This is a genomic window from Mesorhizobium sp. IMUNJ 23033, from assembly GCF_044778005.1.
Classification (GTDB): Bacteria; Pseudomonadota; Alphaproteobacteria; order Rhizobiales; family Rhizobiaceae; genus Mesorhizobium; species Mesorhizobium amorphae_A.
Window position 1 is genome coordinate 85,758 of the sequence record NZ_JBJACT010000015.1, and the last position, 22,548, is coordinate 108,305.

The window sequence follows — 22,548 nt, forward strand, 5'->3', positions numbered from 1 at the left end:
CCTGATTCAAGGTCCGTTTGAAGATGCGGCGGAGCGTGAGCCCCGCCGCGTCAGCTTGAAGGCGCCAGGATCAGTAGATCTTGGAGAACTTCTCGATGTTGGTCTTGTCGAACTGGAAGGGCGGAGCCATCGCAGCCGAGTTGGTGTCGTCGAGCGTCACCTTGCCGACGCGGCCGATCGACAGCGTCGCACCCGGCTTGGCTTCTTCCTTCTTCACCGCCAGATCATGGGCGAGATAGATGGCCGAGTAGCCGAGGTCGATCGGGTTCCACAGCGCCACCGCCTGGCTGGAACCATTGTCGATGAACTTCTTGAACTCGGAAGGGAGCGCCAGGCCAGTGACATTGACCTTGCCGATGAGACCTGCGTCGGTCACCACCTGGGCGGCGGCAACGACGCCGACCGTGGTCGGTGCGATGATCGCCTTGAGGTTCGGGTAGGACTTCAAGAGGCCCTTGGCTTCGTCGGTGCTCTTGGCCGAGTCGTCATCGCCATAGACGGTGGCGACGAGGTTGATCTTGGGGAACTTCTCCGGCAGGATTTTCTTGGCCGCTTCGATCCAGGCATTCTGGTTGGTCGCGGTCGAGGATGCCGAGAGAATCGCGACGTCGCCGCCTTCCGGCAGATAGTCGGCGGCGAGCTTGATGATGGTCTCGCCGATCAGGCCGGTATCGGACGGGTTGAGGTGAAGCTGGCGGCCTTCGGGCGCGACACCCGAATCCCACGAGATCACGGTGATGCCGCGTTCCATCGCCTTCTTCAGCGCCGGAACCAGCGCGTCGGCGTCGTTGGCCGAAATCGCGATGGCGTCGACCTTCTGGGCGATCAGCGAATTGACCACTTCGATCTGCGCTTCGGCGGTTGCCTTGGTCGGGCCGGTGTAGATGACCTCGACATCGCCGAGTTCCTTGGCCGCCTCCTCGGCGCCCTTGTTGGCGGCATCGAAGAAGCCGTTGCCGAGCGACTTCACCACCAGCGCGATCTTGACGTTTTCGGCATAGGCGGCATTCACGAACATGGCGGCGGAAAAGGCCGCCGTAACCAGCAGTTTCTTCAGAAAGCTCATCGAATATCCTCCCTTGAGCGTTGCATTCCATCGCCGCTGCGGCCGTGAGGGTGTCTCAGGCCTGCAGTGAAGATTCTTCCTTTGCCGATTTGCGGGCGACGATCAGCGTCACCCCGGCGGTTTCCAGCATCTTGGCTTCGCGGTCCTCGATGCCGTCGTCGGTGATCACCGTGGCGATGCGCGACAGGCCGCACAGGATCAGGCTGGAGCGCATGCGGAACTTCGAGGAGTCGACCAGCACCACCAACTCGTCGGCCTGGTCGATCAGCTTCTGCTCCGCCTGGATCAGCAGCGGGTCGCCCTCCATCAGGCCGAGCGGCCCCAGCCCCTGCGCGCCCATGAACATGCGGCGCGCGTAGAAATTGCGCGTCACGTCATTGTCGAAGGGCGACAGGATGATGTTCTGCTCGCGGTAGATGGTGCCGCCTGACAGCATCACCGTGTTCTTGGAATGCTTGAGCAGGTGTTCGGCAATTGGGAAGGAATTGGTGAAGATCGGCATGCGGCGGCCGGTCAGGAAATGCACCATCTGGAAGGTGGTTGTGCCGCCATTGATGATGATCGGCTCGCCGTCCTTGCAGAGCTCGACCGCTTCCCTGGCGATCGCCCGCTTCTGCTGGGCATTGAGTGTCTCGTTGACGGAAAAGGGCCGGCCGGCAAGGCCGATGAACTGCGGCGGCGAGATAGCCTCGGCGCCACCGCGCACCCGGCGCAGGCGTTTTTGCACATGCAGGGCCGCGATATCGCGCCGGATCGTCGCCTCGGACGAGTCCGTCAGGTCGACCATTTCCTGCACCGTCACCACAGGTTTTTCCTGGACGGCGGACAGAATGATCCTGTGGCGCTCTTTCTCGTGCATGGTTCCTCCCTGCTTGAGCATCTAGGCACCCAAAACGCGCAGTGTCAATCATTTCCAATCATATATTTTCATTGTGCAGTGCAATATGATCGATATTGATCGTTTGTGATTGACAATCTCGCCGCTTCCGTAGACATTTGGCCAAGATCGACCGCACTGTTCGCGTGTCTCACGGGAGGATATTCAAATGCTCGACAAGCGCTCCGGCTCGCGCCTTGCCAATCTGTGGGATGACGCCAAGGCAGCGTCGATGAGTGAACCGGAACGCCTCGTCTACCGCTCGAACACGCTCGGTTCCGACAAGCGCGTCACCAATTATGGCGGCGGCAACACCTCGTCCAAGATCTGGCAGAAGGACCCGCTGACCGGCGAGAGCGTGGAAGTGCTGTGGGTCAAGGGCTCGGGCGGCGACAGCGCCTCGATCAAGCTCGACGGTTTCGCCACGCTCTACATGGATAAGCTGCGCGCGCTGAAGGGCCTCTATCGCGGCCTCGCGCATGAGGACGAGATGGTCGGCTTCTTGCCGCACTGCACCTTCAACCTCAATCCGCGCGCGGCCTCCATCGACACGCCGCTGCACGCCTTCGTGCCGAAGCCTTTCGTCGATCATATGCATCCCGACGCCATCATCGCCATTGCCGCGGCTAAGGATTCCAAGGCGCTGACCAAAGATATCTTCGGTGACGCCATCGGCTGGCTGCCGTGGAAGCGGCCGGGCTTCGAACTCGGCCTATGGCTGGAAAAGTTCTGCCTCGAGCATCCGGCCGCCAAGGGCGTCATTCTCGAGAGCCATGGCCTGTTCACCTGGGGCGACACGCCAAAGGAATGCTACGAGACGACAATCGCGGTGATCAACCAAGCGATGGAGTGGTTCGAGCGCCGGTCGGAAGGCGTGGCGATTTTCGGCGGCGAGGTGGTGATGTCACTCGACGCCACCGCACGCCGCGCCATCGCCGCGAAGCTAATGCCGCGGATCCGCGGCCTGATTTCCGAGAAGAGCCACAAGCTCGGCCATTTCGACGATTCCGCCGCCGTGCTCGAATTCGTCAATTCCAGGGATTTGCGGCCGCTGGCGGCACTAGGCACGTCCTGCCCGGACCATTTCCTGCGCACCAAGATCCGTCCGTTGGTCATCGAGTTCGATCCGGCAAGGCCTGATGTCGATGCCGTCATCGCGCGTCTCGCCGACGACATTGCTGCCTATCGTGTTGGCTACCAGGCCTATTACGACAGCTGCAAGCATGCCGACTCGCCCGCCATCCGCGATCCCAATGCTGTCGTCTATCTGATGCCCGGCGTCGGCATGTTCACCTTCGCCGGCGACAAGGCGACCGCCCGCATTTCGGGCGAGTTCTACGTCAACGCCATCAACGTCATGCGCGGCGCCTCGACCGTCTCGTCCTATGTCGGCCTGCCCGCACAGGAAGCTTTCGATATCGAATACTGGCTGCTCGAGGACCTGAAGCTGCAGCGCATGCCAAAGCCGAAAGCGCTTGCCGGCCAGATCGCATTGGTCACCGGTGGTGCCGGCGGCATCGGCCGCGCCACCGCCAACCGCCTGCTGCGCGAAGGCGCCTGTGTCGTGCTGGCCGATATCGACGAGACGGCACTTACCGGCGCCAATGAGGAACTGGCCAAGGCCTACGGCAAGGATTTCGTGCGCCCGGTGCTGATCAACGTCACATCGGAGGACCAGGTCGTTTCCGGTTTTGCCGAGACTTCGGTCGAATTCGGCGGCATCGACATTCTGGTGTCAAATGCCGGCCTGGCGTCCTCGGCGCCGATCGAGGACACGACGCTGGCGCTGTGGAACAAGAACATGGACATCCTGTCCACAGGCTATTTCCTCGTCTCGCGCGAAGCCTTCCGGCTGTTCCGGGCCCAGAAGATCGGCGGCAACGTCATCTTCGTCGCTTCCAAGAACGGTCTCGCCGCGTCGCCCAACGCCGCCGCCTATTGCACCGCCAAGGCGGCCGAGATCCATCTGGCGCGCTGCCTGGCGCTGGAGGGCGCTGAGGCGCAGATCAGGGTCAATGTCGTCAATCCGGACGCCGTGTTGCGCGGCTCGAAGATCTGGACCGGCGAGTGGAAGGAACAGCGCGCCGCCGCCTACAAGATGTCGACCGACGATCTGGAAGAGCACTACCGCTCGCGCTCGATGCTGAAGCGCTCGGTGTTTCCAGAGGACATCGCCGAAGCGATCTATTTCTTCGCCTCCGACATGTCGGCCAAATCGACCGGCAACATCATCAATGTCGACGCGGGCAACGCGCAGAGCTTTACGCGATAATAGTTTGAAGGCGGCGCCGCCCCTCACCCTTACCCTCTCCCCGTAAGGACGGGGAGAGGGGTCGCCGACGCCGGAGCGCTTCCCTTCTCCCCGTCACTATGCGGGGAGAAGATGCCGGCAGGCGGATGAGGGGCAGCGCCGACCGAACACATATGGGAGGAACCACCGTGTCCGAAACCATCATCTCCGCCGAAATCGTCGACAAGGACAATGCCGCGCGTAAGGCCAACCTTGAGCGCGACTATCAATCACTCGGCGAGCGCCTCGACCGGCACGGCATCGCTATCGACGCCATCCGCGACAAGGTGGAAAAATTCGCGGTGGCGATCCCGTCCTGGGGCGTCGGCACCGGCGGCACCCGCTTTGCCCGCTTTCCCGGCGCCGGCGAGCCGCGCGACATCTTCGACAAGATCGAGGACTGCGCCGTCATCCGCCAGCTCACGCAGGCAACGCCGACCGTTTCGCTGCACATCCCTTGGGACAAGGCTGATCCGAACCGGCTGAAGCAGGCGGCCTCCCGCTTCGGCCTCGGCTTCGACGCCATGAACTCCAACACCTTCTCCGATGCCAGGGACCAGAAGCTCTCCTACAAATTCGGTTCATTGTCGCACGCCGATGCCGGCACGCGCCGCCAGGCGGTCGAGCACAATCTCGAATGCATCGAGATCGGCAGGACGCTGGGCTCGAAGGCGCTGACGGTGTGGATCGGCGACGGCTCGAACTTCCCCGGCCAGGTCAATTTCGCCAGGGCCTTCGAGCGCTATCTCGAAGCCATGAAGGACATCTATGCCGGCCTGCCGGACGACTGGAAACTGTTCACCGAGCACAAGATGTACGAGCCGGCCTTCTACTCGACGGTCGTGCAGGACTGGGGCACCAACTACATGATCGCCAAGGAGCTAGGCGACAAGGCGTTCTGCCTGGTCGACCTCGGCCATCATGCGCCCAACGTCAACATCGAGATGATCGTGTCGCGGCTGATCCAGTTCAAGAAACTCGGCGGCTTCCACTTCAACGATTCCAAATATGGCGATGACGACCTCGACGCCGGTTCGATCGATCCCTACCGGTTGTTCCTGGTCTTCAACGAACTGGTCGATGCCGAGCTTTCCGGTGCTGAAGGTTTTCATCCGGCCCACATGCTCGACCAGAGCCACAACGTCACCGACCCGATCGAAAGCCTGATGCTGTCGGCCGTCGAGGTACAGCGCGCCTATGCCCAGGCGCTGCTGGTCGACCGCAAGGCGCTGGAAGTCTTCCAGGACGCCAATGACGCTTTGATGGCGACGCAGACGCTAAAAACGGCTTACCGCACCGATGTCGAGCCGATCCTGGCCATGGCACGGTTGAAGACCGGTGGCGCCATCGATCCGGTGGCCGCCTACCGTGCTGCCGGCTATCGCGCCAGGGTCGCGGCGGAGCGGCCGGCGGTCGTCGGCGGAAGCGGCGGGATTGTCTGAGGCTGATCTAAGGCAGGCAACTGCTTCAGACAGGTCTCGGATAATTGTCGAGGTCCGCGCTGCCCCTCATCCACCTGCCGGCACCTTCTCCCCGTAAACGGGGAGAAGCCCGCTAGTCGCCGCTGTGGCGCGCCCTTTGCAACGTTGGCGATTGGCGAAATCGTCGAGGAAAGCGTCCTTCGGGAAGAAGTGCCCGGCAGGGCGATGAGGGGGGGCGCCCACACTGGATGGGTATTCCCCACGGAGAAGAGAGTCAGGTGAACGATCACCAACCCGTGTCCGCCGTCATTGTCAGTAGACTCTCCCGCCCCAAGCGGCTCTTCTAGGCGCACCCCACGCCCGGAGCCCGCCATGCACTTCACCCGCCGGACGCTGATCGCCGTCAGTCTCTCCTTCACTTTCGCCTTAGCACCGCTGACCTCAGCCTTTGCGGCCTCGCCTGCCCCAGCCAAGGGCGAACACGGCATGGTGGTGACCGCACAGCACCTGGCCTCGGAAGTCGGCGTCGAGGTGCTGAAGAAAGGCGGCAACGCCGTCGATGCCGCGGTCGCCGTCGGCTATGCGCTGGCCGTGGTGTACCCGAACGCCGGCAATATCGGCGGCGGCGGCTTCATGACCATCCGCTTCAAGGACGGCAAGTCGACCTTCCTCGATTTCCGCGAACGCGCGCCGCTGGCCGCGACCAAGACCATGTATCTCGACAAGGATGGTAAGCCGGTGAAGGGCGCCAGCCTCGACGGCTATCTTGCGGTCGGCGTGCCAGGCTCGGTCGCCGGCTTCGAGGCTGCGCGCGAGAAATATGGCACGTTGTCCAGGCAGGATCTGATGGCGCCGGCGATTGCCTACGCCAAGGACGGGTTCGTCCTCGATCAGGGCGATGCCGGCTTTTTTGCCCGCTACGCAGACCGGCTGGCGAAGGATCCGGCTGCGGCCGCCATCTTCCTGAAACCGGACGGCAAGCCCTATGGCATTGGTGAGCGGCTGGTGCAGCCGGACCTCGCCGCCTCGCTGTCTGCGATCTCCGAGAAGGGGCCTGACGCCTTCTATAAGGGCGCCATCGCCGACGCCATCGTCAAGGCAAGCAGCGCCAAGGGCGGCATTCTGGCCAAGCCGGATTTCGAGCAGTACGCGCTGCGCGAGCTGAAGCCGGTGACCTGCAACTATCGCGGCTACGAGATCATTTCCTCGCCGCCGCCGAGTTCGGGCGGCGTCATCATCTGCGAGATCCTCAACGTGCTGGAAGGCTACCCGCTGTCCTATCTCGGCGCCGGTTCGGCCGAGACGGTCCATGCCATGGTCGAGGCCATGCGTTACGCCTATGTCGATAGGAACTCGGCGCTGGGCGACCCGGATTTCGTCGACAATCCGGTCTCGAAGCTGCTCGACAAGGGCTACGCCAAGGACATCCGCGACAAGATCGATCCGTTCCGGGCCGGCGTCTCGCAGGATCTGATGCCGAAGGGATTTGGCGAGAGCAAGGAAACCACGCACTATTCGATCATCGACAATGACGGCAATGCGGTGGCGGTGACCTATACGCTCAACGGCTTGTTCGGCGCCGGCGTCGTCGCCGACGGCACCGGCATCCTGCTCAACAACGAGATGGACGATTTCACCCAGAAGCCGGGCGTGCCTAATCTCTATGGGCTCGTCCAGGGCGAGGCCAATGCCATCCAGCCGAAGAAGACGCCGCTATCCTCGATGAGCCCGACCGTGGTGGCCAAGGACGGCAAGCCGTTCATGGTCATCGGCAGTCCCGGCGGCTCGCGCATCATCACCATTACGCTGGAAGCGATCGTCAATGTCATCGACCACGGCATGAACATCCAGGAGGCCATCGACGCGCCACGCATCCATCATCAGTGGCTGCCCGACACGGTCTATGTCGAACCGTTCGGACTGTCGCCCGACACCGAGAAACTGCTTGCCGGCATGGGCTATCATCTCGATCTCGGCGATACGACTTGGGGCCAGGCTGCCGGCATACTGGTCGGCGGCAAGAGCCTGGCGGAGATCGAGAAAGGCGGCGGCGCCCGCTACAATGGCGCCATCGACAGCCGCGCCGCATCCGGCGAGGCGCTTGGGTATTAGACTCGTCCAGGGTGCGTTGAGATTCAGGTCAGGCGACCAGCGTAATCGTCGACGCAATCAGCAGCACGGCCGCGATGCCGACGAACAGGGCATAAATTCGCGGCCGGTCGAGCAGCAGCGCATTGCCCGATATCCAGGCCGAGGTGGCGCCGCCAAGCGCGAACAGGAAGCCGTTGCGGTGCCCGAAGGTCATCGAAGCGGCCATCAGCCCACCGATGATCAGGGCGCCGAACACGATGATGACGGCGACGGCATATTTCTCGAAATCGTTGCCGCTGCCCATTGCCGGTCCGATCGTGTTCAGATTCGGCAGGTCGTCCGGATCGAAGGGGTTGGCCGAGCCGTATTCGTCTTGACCGATGGATTCGCGCATCACTCGTTCTCCGCTGAGCGGCAACAAACCATCAACGCTTGCCGAGCGCAACCGGCAACGCCACCCGCGGCGATATGTTCGCCGCCCTCTGGTGCCAACGTGCCACGGTTTGCCGGCCAAGCTCAACGGCCAGATCGGCGATCTGGTTCCACAGGCTTGATCTATTTGGAGAAATCGCTGCGCACGATGCCGTGCCGCTGCAGCTTGTCGTAGAAGGTCTTGCGCGGAATCCCCAGCGCCTCGATCGTGCGCCTGACGTCGCCGTCATTGCGGCCAAGCGTCTCGCGGATGATGTCGGCCTCGTAGCGCTCCAGCCGCTCCGGCAACGGCATGGCGTCATCCAGCTCCACCGGCGCGGCGGCCCGTGCTTCGCCTCCTTCTTCCAACCCGAGCACGAAGCGCTCAGCAAAATGCGCCAGTTCCCGTACATTGCCCGGCCAGTCATGCTCCCTGAGATGGCGCTGGACGGCGGCCGGCACGGCCGGCACCGAACGCCGGAAACGGGTGGCGGCGCGCTCGGCGAAATAGCCGAACAGGAGAAGAATGTCGTCGCGGCGCTCGCGCAGCGGCGGGATCGAGATCGTCACCACGTTGAGCCGGTAATAGAGGTCCTCGCGAAAGGCGCCGCGCTGGCTGGGATCGCCGAGATCGACCTTGGCGGCCGCAACGACGCGCAGGTCGACCGGCCGCACCTCGTTGGTGCCGAGCGGCGTCACCTCGCGCATTTCCAGCACCCTCAGCATCTGCACCTGCGTCGACGGCGGCATGCTTTCGATCTCGTCGAGGAACAGCGTGCCGCCGCTGGCATGCTCGATGCGGCCGATCCGCTTCTTCTGCGCGCCGGTGAAGGCGCCGGCCTCGTGGCCGAACAATTCGCTCTCGATCACGGTTTCCGGCAGTGTGCCGCAATTCAGCGCCACGAAATTGCCCTTGGCGCGCCGGCTCCAGCTGTGCAAGAGGCTCGCGACCACCTCCTTGCCGGAACCGGTTTCGCCGGTCACCAGCACGTCGACATCGGTGTCGGCGATTTGCCTGAGCGTGCGGCGCAGCCTTTCCATCGCCGGCGTCTGGCCGATCAGCGGCAGGCCGTCCTGCGCCTGCTCGGCCGCCTCGCGCAAGGCCCGGTTCTCCATCACCAGGCGGCGCTTTTCCGCCGCGCGCCACACACTTTGCGCTAGCTTGTCGGCGGCAAAAGGCTTGGTGATGAAGTCGTAGACGCCGTCCCTGATCGCCTTGACGGCCATGGCGATGTCGCCGTGCCCGGTGATCAGGATCACCGGAATGTCCGGGTCCAACTCCAGGATGCGGTCGAAAAGCTGCAGGCCGTCGATCTCCGGCATCCTGATGTCTGACACCACGACACCGGCAAAGCCGGCATCGAGCCCGGCCAGAGCCTTGGCCGCCGAGGAAAAGGCCGACACCGAAAACCCGGCCAGCTCCAGCGTCTGCCTTGTGGCCTTCAGCAGATCGATGTCGTCATCGATCAGGACGACCGGTGCGGGATCGTTGCTCGTCATGCTGCTTTCGCAAGATGGATGGTGAAACGGGTGCCGCGGTCGTCGCTTGCAACCTCGATGCGTCCGCCATAGTCGGCGACGATGTCCTTCGAAATGACGAGCCCGAGCCCGAGGCCTTTTTCCTTCGACGTGTTGAACGGCGTGAACAGCGACTTGAGGATTTCGGGCGGAATGCCCGGCCCGTTGTCCGACACATTGACGGTCACGCCGTCAGCCGTCTCCTCGGCCGACACCTCGACCCTGGCGTTCTCGCGGCCGTCAAGCGCTTCCAGCGCATTCTGGAACAGGTTGATCAGCACCTGTTCAAGCCGAATCCGGTTGCCCTTCACCTTGAGGCCCGGTGGTGGCGGCGTGATATCAAGCGCGTCGAGCCGACCGGCAAAGCGGCTTCGAAGCAGCACCACCGCGCCCTCGATGACACCCTTGAGTTCGACCGGCTCGGCCGCGGTGCGGCCCTTGCGGGCAAAGGCTTTCAATTCCTCGGTGATGGTGCCGATGCGTTCCGTAAGTGCGGCGATGGCGCCGAGATTCTCTTCGGCCGGTACGGTCTGCTTCCTGTCGAGGAAGACGCGGGCATTGTCGGCATAGGCGCGGATCGTGGCAACCGGCTGGTTGATCTCGTGCGCGACGCCGGCGGCGACCTGGCCGAGGATGGCCAACCGGTTCGCCTGCACCAACTCCTGCTGCACCACCTGCAGCTTGGCTTCCGTACTGCGATGGCCCGTGATCTCGGCCTGCAGCCGGTCGCGGGCACGGCTCAGATCCTCGGTGCGCTCGACGACGCGGCGTTCGAGTTCGGTGCGCGCCGCTTGTTCGGCGGCGATGCGCATCTGCGCCGACTGCCGGCGCCACAAAAGATAGGCGGCAAGGCCAATGAGTGGACCGATGACGCCAAGCGCCAGAAGCCGCATTTCACGCTGAGCTGCAGCAATCGGCGCCTCCGCCGGAACGAGATAGTCGAGTCGCCACGGCGTCGAGGCGATCGGCGTAGAGAGCCTGAGATATTCGGCTTCGCTGCCGCCTGGCGTGATCGCATGGACGAGCGCGACGTCGGCGCTCAAGGCTTGCGGCCGATTGATCGGCAGCGGCACCAGCGGCGCGTCGCCGAACTGCTGGCTGTTGCGGATTTCGCCAAGCACGGGTTGGCCAAGCGGTGCCGTCGTCATGAAGCGCCAGGAGGGTACGCTGGTGATCAGCACGACGCCATGATCATCGCTGACATAGGCCGGGCGGTTGGCCTCGTGCCAGTCGGCCTCGAGCTGGTCGAATTCCATCTTGACGACGACGACGCCGAGCGGTGCCGCGGCGCTGCCGACGCGGCGTGAAATGTAAAGGCCCGGACGCTTGCTGACATTGCCGAGCGCGAAGTATTCCGCGGTGCCGGTCTGCATCGCGACGGAAAAATAGGCGCGAAAACCATAGTCGTTGCCAACGAAGCTTGTCGGCTCACGCCAGTTGCTGGAGGCGATGGCCAGGCCGTCTATGCCGGTGACGTAGAGCACCGAGGCCTTGGTGCCGGAGACCAGCCCTTCGAGCTTGCGGTTCAAAACGTCGATTGCCACCGGGTTGCGCTCAGTCAGCGCGTCACGCACCTGCTGGTCCTCCGACAGAAGCAGAGGCAGCGCGCGCGGGTTCTCCAGCACCGCGCGCAGCAGCGCGACCTTCAGATTGGCGTCGGTGCGCCCTTGCGCCGCCAGTGCCCGGATTTCGGTGCTGCGGCCATAGAGGCCGGCGCCGTAAAGTGCCGCCGCGGCGATTGCGAGCGCCGCAGCTGCGAACAACAGCCAGGCCCGGCGCGCCCGCTTGCCGAGTTGCTCGGGCGTCGAAGACAGGACTTGAGCTGGGGCAGCGGCGGGGCGTTGCAGCATGGCCTATCTGTGCATGATTTCGCACAAAGCACAATTTGACTTATGCGGATGGCCGCACGTCGCGATATGGCAATGCATCGATCGAACAAAAAATGTTCAACAAAATCAATAGGAAGAGCTCACAAGCAGAAACTGGCACGCCTGTTGCACTCTCATTCGCAGCAGCCGCGAGGCTGTTGGAGGTCAACGCCCCGGGAGGTCGAGCGTTCGATCGGGGCACAATGGAGGACGTCATGCAGACAGCATTCGCTGCCGCCGAACCGCGCGGCAAAGTTCCCTTTTACCGGCATCTTTACGTGCAGGTGCTTACCGCCATCGCCGCCGGCATCCTGCTCGGCCATTTCTATCCCGAATTAGGCGCGTCGCTGAAGCCGCTCGGCGACGCCTTCATCAAGCTGGTCAAGATGGTGATCGCGCCGGTCATCTTCCTGACGGTCGCAACCGGCATCGCCGGCGTTTCCGACCTGCAGAAGGTCGGCCGAGTCGCCGGCAAGGCGATGATCTATTTCCTGTTCTTCTCGACGCTGGCGCTCGTCGTCGGCCTCGTCGTCTCCAATGTCGTCCAGCCCGGTGCCGGCATGCACATCAATCCGGCGACACTCGATGCCACCAAGGTGACGACCTTCACCGAGAAGGCGCATGACACGACCATCGTCGGCTTCCTGATGAACATCATCCCCGACACCATCACCGGCGCCTTCGCCCAGGGCGATATTCTGCAGGTGCTGTTCTTCTCGGTGCTGTTCGGCGTTTCTCTCGCCTTGGTCGGTGATCGCGGCCGCCCGGTGGTCGATTTCCTGCAGGCGCTGACCACGCCGATCTTCCGCCTGGTCGCCATCCTGATGAAGGCCGCACCCATCGGCGCTTTCGGCGCCATGGCCTTCACCGTCGGCAAATACGGCATCGCCTCGATCGCCAACCTCGCCATGCTGATCGGCACCTTCTACCTGACCGCTTTCCTCTTCGTGATTGTGGTGCTCGGCGCCGTCGCCCGCTACAACGGCTTCTCGATCCTGGCGCTGATCCGCTACATCAAGGAAGAGCTGCTGCTCGTTCTCGGCACCTCGTCCTCGGAAGCGGCCCTTCCCGGCCTGATGGCCAAGATGGAGCGCGCCGGCTGCAACCGCTCGGTGGTCGGCCTGGTCGTCCCGACCGGCTATTCCTTCAACCTCGACGGCACCAACATCTACATGACGCTGGCCGCCCTGTTCATCGCCCAGGCGACCGACACGCCGCTCACCTTCGGCGACCAGATCCTGCTGCTGTTGGTTGCGATGCTGAGCTCCAAGGGTGCCGCCGGCATCACCGGCGCCGGCTTCATCACGCTGGCGGCGACGCTTTCGGTCGTGCCGTCGGTGCCGGTCGCCGGCATGGCGCTGATCCTCGGCGTCGACCGTTTCATGTCGGAGTGCAGGGCATTGACCAACTTCGTCGGCAACGCGGTGGCGACGATCGTCGTGGCGCGCTGGGAAGGCGAGCTCGACCAGACCAAGTTCGCTGCCGCGATGGCAGGCGATCTTCCGGAAGAGGCCGATCTCTCGCTGCCGGGCCTGCAGCCCGCCTGATCCTTCAGGCTTTCGCCTGTGCAGGCCGCAGCCGGTCACCGGCTGCGGCCTGTTCTTTTCACCGGCCGGCGCATAGGTTGATCTCAACCCGCCATGGCGAAAGGCCCGTGAATGAGCAGCGCGTTTCCCGAAATCTACCTGGTTCGCCACGGCGAGACGGAATGGAGCGCATCGGGCAAGCACACAGGCCGCACAGACATCCCGCTGACGGCTGCCGGCGAGGCTGCTGCACGTGGTGTGGCGGAGCGCCTCAAGGGCGCGTCGTTCCAGGCAATCTGGTCGAGCCCTTCTCAGCGGGCCTACAACACCTGCACGCTCGCCGGCTTCGGCGCGGCCTGCGTCAAGAAAGACGATCTGCAGGAATGGGACTACGGCGCCTATGAGGGGCTGACCACCAAACAAATCCTTGCCGCGCGCCCCGGTTGGAATGTGTTTCGCGACGGCTGTCCGGGCGGCGAGATGGCGGCGGATGTCGGCGCCAGGGCCGACCGGATCGTCAGCGGGTTGCGAGCGGTCGGCGGCAACGTGCTGGTGTTTTCGAGCGCGCATTTCCTGAGGGTGCTTGCGGCGCGCTGGCTCGGCCTGCCGCCGCAGGACGGCGCCTTGCTGGTGCTGGACACCGCGAGCCTCAGCACCCTCGGTTACGAGCACGACCTTACCGAACCGGTTATCCGCAGGTGGAACCAGAAGTAGCAGGCTGACGGCAGCCGCGTACCCGTAGCTCAGTTCGCTAGCATCGCCCGTTCCTCGGGAGTGATGTGCCGCGCCTTGCCTTTGGCGAGATCGCCAAGCTGCAAGGACCCGATCGCCACCCTTACCAGCCGCAACACCTCGACATCGAAGGCGCCAAGCAGCCTGCGGATCTGGCGGTTGCGGCCCTCGTCGAGCACGATTTCCAGCCATGCCGTGCGGCCGCCGCTGCGCAGCATCTCGATCGAGCGGGCCGTCAACAGCTCGCCGTCGACGACCACACCATCGCGAAACCGCGCCAGCATAGCCTCGTCGGGCGGCGTGCCGATCTGCACGTGATAGGTCTTGGCGACATGCGAGGCGGGATCGAGCAGGCCATTTCCCCAATGCGTGTCGTTGGTCATCAACAGAAGGCCTTCGCTCGCCTTGTCGAGGCGGCCGACCGGCGACACGAAGGGCAGGTCGAGCCCAACCAGGCAGTCATAGACCGTACCTCGATCCTGCGGGTCGTCCCGGGTGGTGAGCAGGCCGCGCGGCTTGTTGACCATCAGATAGACCTTGCGCTCGGCAACGACGCGCTCACCGTCGACGGTGATGCGGTCTCGGCCGGGATCGACGCGCAGCGATCCGTTGCGCACCACCTTGCCGCCGACCCGCACCCGCCCCTCGGCAACCAGCGCCTCGGCCTGCTTGCGCGAGCACAGCCCAAGCTTCGACAGCGCGCGGCAAAGGCTGACCCCGGCGGGAGGTGGTCGGCGGGCGATGTTGGGCGGCCGTGTCATGCGTTAGTGGGTGTTCTTCCCGGTGGTCAGCGACAGATGCCATGCGCGGCGATCGTCGCGCAACCCGCCCGGGGCATACCGCGAGAGCCCCGCGCGATTCCACGTTGCGAAGATTGTTGGCCGGTTTGGTCATCTTGAATGTTGACTATGAAAGTCAGGTTTCATAGTCAGCTTGGCACCGACGGCTGCAAGCCGGGTATGTAAGATCGCGGCGCAGAGGGAGACCAGGATCGTGCCGGAGAATGACAGGCGGGCGGCCAGGCGCGGCAGCATGACCCGGCGAGGCGCGCTTGGGCTTTTCCTGCTGCCCTTCGCGGGCTCGCTTTCCGCCGCGCCGCGCCCCCTGCGCATCGTCTGCCTCGACGCCGGGTTGACCGAGACCTTGCTGATGCTCGGCGTCCGGCCGGTAGCCATTGCCGACCGCGAAGTCTGGGAGAAATGGGTGGTCGAGCCGCCGCTGCCGCCGGAGATCGCCGATGTCGGCACGCTGCTTGAGCCCAACCTCGAATTCCTGCAGCAATTGCGCCCGGATGTCATCCTGGCCATCCCCTATCTGGACGGCATCAAGCCGCTGCTTGAGCGCGTCGCGCCGGTGACGACCATCGGCATTTACACGGAGGAGGGCCGGCCCTATCAGCTTGCCGTCGAGGCGACGCGGCAACTGGCGCGGCTTGTCGGCAAGGAGGAAGAAGGCGAGGCGCTGATTGCCGCGACGGAGGCTGGGTTCTCGGAAATCCGGCAGCAGCTGGCGCCATTGTCGGCGCGGCCGCTCTACATCGTCAACTTTTTGGATCCGCGCAATGTGCGTGTCTATGGCCGGCAGAGCCTGTTCCAGGATGTGTTCGACCGCATCGGCATCCGCAACGCCTGGACGGGCGACACCAACTATTGGGGCTTTGCCACGCTCGGCCTGGACGGCCTCGCCACCGCAAGTGACGCGCGGCTGGCCTACATGGAGCCCCTGCCCGAGGGCGCCGGCGGTACGCTGACCGAAAGCCCGGTCTGGAACGCCATGCCCTTCGTGCGCAACCGCTCGATCATGCGCCTGCCCGCCGTGCTAATGTTCGGCGCGCTGCCGTCCGCAGCCCGCTTCGCGCACGAACTGGCCAAGGCGATGACCGGAGATGCCGCGCATGGCTGACGACACTGTCGCCCAGGGTGGCAGGCGCGCCAGTGGGACATGGCCGCGCCGCCTATCCGCCGGCCAGCCAGTCGGCGCCATCCTGCTTTGCGTGGTGCTCTCGGCCGCCGCCTCCACTGCCACGCTCTCCAATCTTGCCGCGCAGTTACCGGCGGCGCTCTGGCTCGACGCGCTCGGCACGCCTGATGTCGCGAACATTCGGCTGGTGCTCGTCCACTATGCCTTCCTGCCGCGGCTGGCCATCAGCCTGCTCTGTGGCGCAGCACTTGGGCTCGCTGGAACCGTTCTGCAGCAGGTGCTGCGCAACCCTTTAGCCTCGCCGGAAACGGTCGGCGTCTCAGCCGGCGCCCATCTGGCGCTGGCGTTGGCGACGCTTGCCGCGCCGTCCTTGCTCGCCTTCGGCCGCGAATGGGTGGCGCTGGCCGGCGCATTCGTCGCGATTGCCGCGGTTGTCGCTCTGTCCTGGCACAAGCGCCTGTCGCCGCTCTCCGTCGTGCTCGCCGGCCTGGTCGTCAGCCTTTATGCCGGCGCCATCGGCGCTGCCCTCATCGTGTTGCGGCATGAATGGCTGGCCAGCCTGTTCATCTGGGGTGCCGGCTCGCTCGGCCAGCAGGACTGGACGACGACGCTCTGGCTGCTGCCGCGCCTCGGCGCCGCCGCCGTCGCCATCGGCCTGATGGTCCGTCCGCTGACCTTGCTCGGCCTTGAAGACGAAGGCGCCCGCAGCCTTGGCCTGCCGCTCGGCGTCTACCGTGTCGCCGGGCTCGGCGCGGCGGTGGCGCTCATTGCTTTCGTCGTTGCCGCCGTCGGCGTCATCGGCTTCGTCGGCCTGGCCGCCGCCACGCTCGCCCGCATCGGCGGCGCCCGTCGCCTCGGGCAGCGGCTGCTCATGGCACCGCTCGTCGGCGCGGTTCTGCTCTGGGCTGCCGACCAGGCGGTGCAATTGGCGACCGGGCCGCAGGGCGACCTGTTGCCGACCGGCGCCATCACGGCACTTCTCGGCGCGCCCCTTCTGCTGTGGCTGCTGCCACGCCTTGCACTGGCCTCGGAAGCCCCGGCGCTGACCGCCGAGCATCTGCCTCGAAGCCGCCGGCCCGGCCTGGTGCTGGCGGCGCTCGGCCTGTCCTTGGTTGTGCTGGTCGGGCTTGCCTTGCTGCTGGGGCCGGGGCCGCATGGCTGGAGTTTTGCTGTCGGCGATCAGCTTGAGCCCTTGCTGTCATGGCGCTGGCCACGCGTCACGGCGGCGCTCGCCGCCGGCGCCATGCTGGCGCTGGCCGGGATGATGATGCAGCGCCTGACCGGCAATCCGATGGCCAGCCCCGAAGTGCTCGGCATCAGCGCCGGCGCCGCGCTCGGCATGGTGCTGGCGCTGTTCTTAGCTTCCGATCCCGGCCGCCCTGTCCAGACAGCCGCCGCCATCGCCGGCGCCTTCGCCGCCCTGCTGGTCACGCTGACGCTTGGCCGCCGCGCCGCCTATGCGCCCGAGCGGCTGCTACTCGCCGGCGTCGCGCTGACGGCGCTGTTCGACGCGCTGATCCTGGTGCTGACCGCCACCGGCGATCCGCGCGCCATGCTGCTGCTCAACTGGCTGACCGGCTCGACCTATGGTGTCGATGTGGGTTCGGCGCTGCTGACTTCGGCCATCGCGCTTTGCCTGTTCCTGCTCGCGCCTGCCTTCATCCGCTGGCTGGACATGCTGCCGCTCGGCGCGCCTGCCGTACAAAGCCTTGGCATTGACCTGCGCAAGACGCGGCTCGCGGTGCTGCTGATGGTCGCCGCACTCACCGCCGCCTCGACCCTGATCGTCGGTCCGCTGACCTTCATCGGCCTGATGGCGCCGCATCTCGCCCGCCGCCTAGGGCTGGCGCGCGCGCTGCCGCAGGCCCTGGGCGCGGTGCTGGCAGGCGCGCTGATCATGGTTGCCGCCGACTGGATCGGCCGCACCGCCATCTTCCCGCGCCAGATCCCGGCCGGCCTCGTCGCCACGCTGATCGGCGGCCCGGTGCTGATGTGGCTGCTGCGCCGCCGCTGACTCTTTTGTTCCTCGGGAGATCTCCATGTTCCAGTCGATCGCGACGCCAGCCTTGATCGCCGACACCACGGTCCACGATTTCGTTCCCACCACGGGCGGCGAGCCCTGGCGGATCTTCCTGCATGTGCCGCCCGGTGAAGCCCCCGAGGCCGGCTGGCCGGTCCTCTACATGACCGACGGCAACGCCGTCATCGGCACCGCCGTCGATGCCATGCGCGCGCAATCGGGCTACCCCTCGGGCACCAACGTCGAAGACGGAGTCATAGTCGCCATCGGCTATCCCGTCGCCGGCGCCTATGACCCGCTCAGGCGCTCCTGGGATCTTGGCCCGCCGCCCGGCAAGACCTATCCGCCTTTCCACGAAGGCGGCCCCGAGGTGCGGACCGGCGGCGCCGAAAAATTCCTCGCCTTCATCGAGGATGAGCTGAAGCCGTTCGTGGCCAGCCGCGCCAGGATCGACGCTGGCCGGCAGGCGCTCTACGGACACTCCTTCGGTGGCCTGTTCGCGCTCTATGCGCTGTTCACCCGCCCGCGTGCCTTCAGCACCTGGATTGCGGCGAGCCCGGCCATCTATTGGGAAGACCGCGCCATCGACCGGTTTCTCGAAACATTCGAGACCGCGGTGCCGGACGGGCTGAGCGCGCAAATGATCCTGTCGGCCGGCGAATACGAGACCGAAAAACTGGCGCCGTTCCAGATCGGCGCCGCCGACGAGCAAAAGCGCCTGGAGCAGAAGAAGCTGACACGCACCGACGAATCCGCGCGGATGATGGCGGAGCGCCTCGACGCCATCCCGAGCTTGCGCGCCAGCTTCGAATTGCACGCCGGCGAAAACCACATGTCGATCCTGCCGGTCGCCGTCAACCGCGCGGTGCAGACGGCGTTTGCGGTGCAACGGGGAGATGGCCGCTAGAGCAATTCCGGGAAAAGTGCGTAGCGGTTTTTCCGTCCGGAATTGCGTAAAAAACAAAGAGCTGGAGCAGTTCAAAGTTTCAATCAATTGTTGAACTATTCCAGCGGCCCGACCAAGGCCCGCTAGGCTAGCAACGTTTGCAACGCGCTGTGATTGCTAGCCGCCGCGAGCCGGTGGCAGTTCGAACAAAGTAGCGCCATTCTCCTGGCCGCGTTGGACATAGCCGATGATCCGGAACCATTTGGCGACGTCGGCTCTCTGCAGCCAGCTGCGCGAGCGAATGGGGAGGTTGCCGGCAAGCGCCTGGATATGGCGAATGTGCCGCTTGCAGAAGCGGATGGTGGCGGCGCTGAAGAAACCCTCCTGCGCGGCAAACAGCGTATCGGCGGCGTCGCTATGCTCGTTCCAGGCGATGATCGCCACCGTCTTTTCGCCCTCGACAAGGGCATGGGCACGGCCTTCCTTCAAATTCATCATCAGATTGTCGTAGGCGGCCTTGCTGTCCTTGCCGGCCGCCACATACTCGTCCGATATCCGCTTGGACAGACCGCGGAAAACACTCTCGAGATCGCCGACCGTAGCTGCGCGTGCTCTCATTTCTCCTCCTGCAGCCCCGCCAGGCAGTTTGCCCTAGGGATCGGGGATCACCAAGCAAATCAAATCCGCCAATCGGCCGATGCGAGCAAAGTGATTTCGGCGGGTGAGGCCGGCGAATACGCGACCGAAAGGCTGGCGCTGTTTCAGATCGGCGCCGCGGACGAGAAAAGCGCCAGGAGCAGAAGAAGCTGACCGCATCGACAAATTCGCGCGAGCCATGGCCGAGCGCCTCGACGCCATCCCGGCCTCGGCGCAGGAAACCGTTGGGTCAACGGTAGCCGGTCGCGTAGCTTCTCCATCCGATGGCGCCAGTCCAGGCGCAGAGTGGCTTACCTTGGCCGTGCTGAGGGTGAACGTATCCGCCAACCTGGCGCTTGGGTTCGCGCAGACCTATCCATCGGGTGAGCAAATCCAAGGCCGAACATCTATGTCAGGCTGATCACTCTGCCTGCAGCGTCGAGGTGGCATCTGATTCGCGCCTGCCGGATCTCGGCGCCCCCTTGCCTTGCATAATGTATGCGAACTGCAATCGGGGCCGAGACTGCGCCTCGGCTCAGACGGCGTAGGGAGCCTGCGCTCATCGCACGTACATTCACGACACCAAACGGAATAGCGGCCAACTCAATCGCCTCACGGCAGGCGCGAACCATTGCACCCGGCGTGCCCGGTATCGCTTCAATTGTCGTCACGGCCGATGAGCGACCGCTCCTAGGCCAGAGGATGCGTGGCAGGACGATGGATTTTGGTGCGCCTGCGGCCGCGGCCGCCGCAGCGGCGGGAGCACCGGGGGTATCGCCTGGAGGGGTGCTTGCTGAGCTACTATCCGACGAGGCGTCTTCCCCACTAACTTGGCCGCTCGTTCCAACGCTCGCGCCGCCGAGTTGGCCGCTGGCTCCAACGCTTGCGCCGACCGAGCCGTTGCCAGTTCCGACCGAAGCTCCGGCGTCTGCTCCTCCTACGCTACCGACGTCCGCGCCAACACCGACTGACGCCCCGTTCTGGCCGACGCCCACACTGGCGCCAACCCCGACATTGCCGGCCCGGGTGCCAACTCCCGCCTCAAGGGCAGTCGCAGGCTCGATCGCGATCGCAATCGAGAAAGCGGCCGCGAGATACTTGCTCATCGCAATCCTCCGTTCCCGGGCTGTCATTGGCGCAATCCCTCAGCCGGCGGCCGCGTGGGAAGCAGCGCGTCTGGCAGCACGATCGTCATCAGGCGAGCGGCTCGCGACTTGCGCACTTCCGCGCTGCCGACTTCCTGCTGCCCCGAGTTTGGCGACGATCTGCGCTGAGACGCGCGCGCGCTTGCGCGATCGATGGGGCGTGCCTTTGCTGCGTTTTCGACCTGCGAGGTGCGACGCTCAGCCGAGCGCTTAAGGGCGTCGACGTCCTTGCGTGCCGAAGCGAGGTCGCGGGCCAGGCCAATGGCCTTTTCGCGCTCCTGCTCCCACGCCTCCTTGAACGCCGTCGATATCCGGGTCAATTCCTTCTTTGCCGCGTCGCGTTCCTGCCGAGCGGTTTCAAGATCGCTCGCAAGCGAGCTTGCTCTTTCGCGTTCCCGTGCGAGCGCCTCGCCAGCTTGCCTTGCAGCAGCGTCGGCAAGCTGCCGGCCCCGGATGGCGCTGGCCTGCGTTGTTGCTGCCAGCTTCGCGCTTGCCTCCAGAGCTTCGATGGATTGACGGGCCTTGGCGATATCACGCTCCAGGAGCCCGACCTTCCGGCGCTCCTCTTCAAGCGCCCGCCTCGTCCCGGCCAGAGACACTTCCGCGGTATTGCGCGCGGCTTCGGCAAGCTGCCGGCCCTGGATAGCGCGGGCCTGCGTCGTCGCTGCCAGCTTCGCGCTTGCCTCCAGCACTTCGAAGGACTGACGGGCCTCCGCGATATCTCGCTCCAGGAGCTCGACCTTCCGGCGCTCCTCTTCAAGCGCCCGCCTCGTCCCGGCCAGAGACACTTCCGCGGTATTGCGCGCCGCTTCGGCAAGCTGCCGGCCCTGGATGGCGCCGGCTTGCGTTGTCGCTGCCAGCTTCGCGCTTGCCTCCAGCGCTTCCATGGACTGACGGGCCTGCGCGATATCTCGCTCCAGGAGCCCGACCTTCCGGCGCTCCTCTTCAAGCGCCTGCCTCGTCCCGGCTAGAGACGCCTCAGCGGTTTTGCGTGCCGCGACGCCCTCGGCAGCAAGTTCCTGGCGGGCCGCCGCCAGTTCACGGGGCAGATCTTCCCCATGCGCGCTGCTGGTCTTGATTGCATCGATATCCTGTTGCGTGAGGAAACTCTGTTCATTTGCTGCGCGTTCGCGTTCAGCCAGGTCGCGCTCCTCCTTTGCCAGGACCTGCGAGGCAAGCGCCTGGGCGCGAGCTGCCTCGAGTTCCATGCGAGCGGCGCTCAGACCACGCCTCAACGCGTCGACCCAGGATCGCTCGAGGGCTCGCTTCTGTTCCGCGGCAGCAAAATCCATCTGGGCGCCATTCGGCTGCGAGACTGTGACGGGAGGTTTCGTTTCTGACGGAACGAGTGCGATTGCTGCAAATCCAAACAGCACCAGGCAAATCGGAATGAAGGGCAGCGGGGCGGACTGCTTGCGCTCGTCATGAAACAACGCAGCTATCAAGTGTGCTCCGTCAGGAGAGTGGCCAAGGGGCGTGGAAGCCCAGTTGGATCTCCGCCCGTGATCCATTGCGGATCCTCCATGGGTCGACCGCACTGGTGAAACGCTTGCCTGTGGCGTCAGGGCTGACGCAAACTCAAGCGCCCCGCGCTACCGCGCCAGGCAACCCTCAGGCATGTCATTCAAGCTATCAAAGGCATGTAGGGGCAGTAAGTACCGAATAAGGGGTAGTGATTCCCAAACTGCCCGCACAGGGTCTCCTAAAGTATCAACTATCACGGGCTTCGATGAGTTCCCTGTACGACGTCAAATCCTCAGCTCCGACGATTTTCGAGGACATGCGCTGCGGCGAGCACGTCAAAAGCGTCGCACGGCATCCTCACCAGGCTCCGCGATCCAATACATTCCGGATCCTTGGAGTTGCTGATTGCGTCTGTGACCCGAAGAAGCCGATCACAGACGACGCAGCCAGGTCGCCAGCGCCGCCACCATTCCTCCGCGATGAACTACGAGGGCGCGTTCGATCGCAGCTAATGCCTCTTCCGAGCCGCCACACTGCGGTTTGCAACATGGAAACAGGTATGGGTACACCGCACCTGATTGCCAAAATCGTTGATTTTCTTGAGGGAAAAAATGGTGCCAGAGGCGGAATCCAAGTAGAGAAAATCTGACTTTGTTTTCAATCGCCTAGGCATGGAG

General features: G+C 64.5%; 16 protein-coding genes. 8 read left to right on the forward strand and 8 right to left on the reverse strand.

Annotation, left to right across the window (positions count from 1 at the left end):
- Window positions 1-70: 70 nt before the first annotated feature.
- Together rhaS and ACFX5Q_RS17900 are read right to left on the reverse strand one after the other, a co-directional pair.
- Window positions 71-1,066: a rhamnose ABC transporter substrate-binding protein gene (gene rhaS, locus ACFX5Q_RS17895; RefSeq protein WP_404280140.1), complete on the reverse strand. Its 996-nt coding sequence runs from the start codon at window positions 1,064-1,066 to the stop codon at window positions 71-73.
- A 55-nt stretch (window positions 1,067-1,121) separates the two neighbouring features.
- A complete protein-coding gene (locus tag ACFX5Q_RS17900; RefSeq protein WP_404280142.1) occupies window positions 1,122-1,925 on the reverse strand; it encodes a DeoR/GlpR family DNA-binding transcription regulator in 804 nt (267 codons plus the stop codon).
- A 187-nt stretch (window positions 1,926-2,112) separates the two neighbouring features.
- Between ACFX5Q_RS17900 and ACFX5Q_RS17905 the strand changes: the two genes are divergently transcribed.
- The 3 genes from ACFX5Q_RS17905 to ggt all read left to right on the forward strand — a co-directional run bounded on the left by ACFX5Q_RS17905 (window position 2,113) and on the right by ggt (window position 7,766).
- Entirely contained in the window at window positions 2,113-4,215 is a 2,103-nt protein-coding gene (locus ACFX5Q_RS17905) for a bifunctional rhamnulose-1-phosphate aldolase/short-chain dehydrogenase (protein ID WP_404280144.1), read from the forward strand.
- Window positions 4,216-4,382: 167 nt separating this feature from the next.
- Window positions 4,383-5,675: an L-rhamnose catabolism isomerase gene (rhaI, locus tag ACFX5Q_RS17910; protein WP_404280146.1), complete on the forward strand. Its 1,293-nt coding sequence runs from the start codon at window positions 4,383-4,385 to the stop codon at window positions 5,673-5,675.
- A gap of 351 nt (window positions 5,676-6,026) precedes the next feature.
- Window positions 6,027-7,766: a gamma-glutamyltransferase gene (gene ggt, locus ACFX5Q_RS17915; RefSeq protein ID WP_404280148.1), complete on the forward strand. Its 1,740-nt coding sequence runs from the start codon at window positions 6,027-6,029 to the stop codon at window positions 7,764-7,766.
- A gap of 28 nt (window positions 7,767-7,794) precedes the next feature.
- Here the strand turns inward: ggt and ACFX5Q_RS17920 are convergent, their stop codons facing one another.
- From ACFX5Q_RS17920 to ACFX5Q_RS17930, 3 genes are all read right to left on the reverse strand, one after another.
- A complete protein-coding gene (locus tag ACFX5Q_RS17920) occupies window positions 7,795-8,139 on the reverse strand; it encodes a hypothetical protein (protein WP_120018428.1) in 345 nt (114 codons plus the stop codon).
- A 161-nt stretch (window positions 8,140-8,300) separates the two neighbouring features.
- Window positions 8,301-9,656, reverse strand: coding sequence for a sigma-54-dependent transcriptional regulator (locus ACFX5Q_RS17925; RefSeq protein WP_404280150.1), 1,356 nt, complete (start codon window positions 9,654-9,656; stop codon window positions 8,301-8,303).
- Complete coding sequence (locus tag ACFX5Q_RS17930; protein WP_404280152.1) at window positions 9,653-11,524, reverse strand: ATP-binding protein; 1,872 nt, start codon at window positions 11,522-11,524, stop codon at window positions 9,653-9,655. Before ACFX5Q_RS17930 ends, ACFX5Q_RS17925 begins: the two co-directional genes overlap by 4 nt.
- 233 nt (window positions 11,525-11,757) lie before the next feature.
- Between ACFX5Q_RS17930 and ACFX5Q_RS17935 the strand changes: the two genes are divergently transcribed.
- Window positions 11,758-13,089 carry a dicarboxylate/amino acid:cation symporter gene (locus ACFX5Q_RS17935; RefSeq protein ID WP_040582399.1) on the forward strand — a complete coding sequence of 444 codons (1,332 nt, stop codon included), beginning with the start codon at window positions 11,758-11,760 and terminating at the stop codon, window positions 13,087-13,089.
- Between the two features lie 111 nt (window positions 13,090-13,200).
- The gene (locus ACFX5Q_RS17940; protein ID WP_404280154.1) at window positions 13,201-13,782 is read left to right on the forward strand and encodes a histidine phosphatase family protein; all 582 of its coding nucleotides are present in this window, start codon (window positions 13,201-13,203) and stop codon (window positions 13,780-13,782) included.
- A gap of 29 nt (window positions 13,783-13,811) precedes the next feature.
- Here the strand turns inward: ACFX5Q_RS17940 and ACFX5Q_RS17945 are convergent, their stop codons facing one another.
- On the reverse strand, window positions 13,812-14,561 hold the full coding sequence (locus tag ACFX5Q_RS17945; RefSeq protein WP_404280156.1) for a pseudouridine synthase: 750 nt from the start codon (window positions 14,559-14,561) through the stop codon (window positions 13,812-13,814).
- A 271-nt stretch (window positions 14,562-14,832) separates the two neighbouring features.
- Between ACFX5Q_RS17945 and ACFX5Q_RS17950 the strand changes: the two genes are divergently transcribed.
- The 3 genes from ACFX5Q_RS17950 to ACFX5Q_RS17960 are packed head-to-tail and all read left to right on the forward strand — an operon-like array spanning window position 14,833 to window position 18,647.
- Window positions 14,833-15,702 (forward strand): ABC transporter substrate-binding protein, encoded by an 870-nt coding sequence (locus ACFX5Q_RS17950; protein ID WP_404280265.1) that lies wholly within the window; start codon window positions 14,833-14,835, stop codon window positions 15,700-15,702.
- Window positions 15,695-17,734: a Fe(3+)-hydroxamate ABC transporter permease FhuB gene (gene fhuB, locus ACFX5Q_RS17955; protein WP_404280158.1), complete on the forward strand. Its 2,040-nt coding sequence runs from the start codon at window positions 15,695-15,697 to the stop codon at window positions 17,732-17,734. The genes ACFX5Q_RS17950 and fhuB overlap by 8 nt, the downstream gene beginning before the upstream one ends.
- A gap of 25 nt (window positions 17,735-17,759) precedes the next feature.
- Window positions 17,760-18,647 (forward strand): alpha/beta hydrolase, encoded by an 888-nt coding sequence (locus ACFX5Q_RS17960; RefSeq protein WP_404280160.1) that lies wholly within the window; start codon window positions 17,760-17,762, stop codon window positions 18,645-18,647.
- A gap of 156 nt (window positions 18,648-18,803) precedes the next feature.
- Here the strand turns inward: ACFX5Q_RS17960 and ACFX5Q_RS17965 are convergent, their stop codons facing one another.
- Both ACFX5Q_RS17965 and ACFX5Q_RS17970 read right to left on the reverse strand, forming a co-directional pair.
- Window positions 18,804-19,244 carry a hypothetical protein gene (locus tag ACFX5Q_RS17965; RefSeq protein WP_404280162.1) on the reverse strand — a complete coding sequence of 147 codons (441 nt, stop codon included), beginning with the start codon at window positions 19,242-19,244 and terminating at the stop codon, window positions 18,804-18,806.
- A gap of 1,147 nt (window positions 19,245-20,391) precedes the next feature.
- Complete coding sequence (locus ACFX5Q_RS17970) at window positions 20,392-21,840, reverse strand: hypothetical protein (RefSeq protein ID WP_404280164.1); 1,449 nt, start codon at window positions 21,838-21,840, stop codon at window positions 20,392-20,394.
- Window positions 21,841-22,548: the final 708 nt, after the last annotated feature.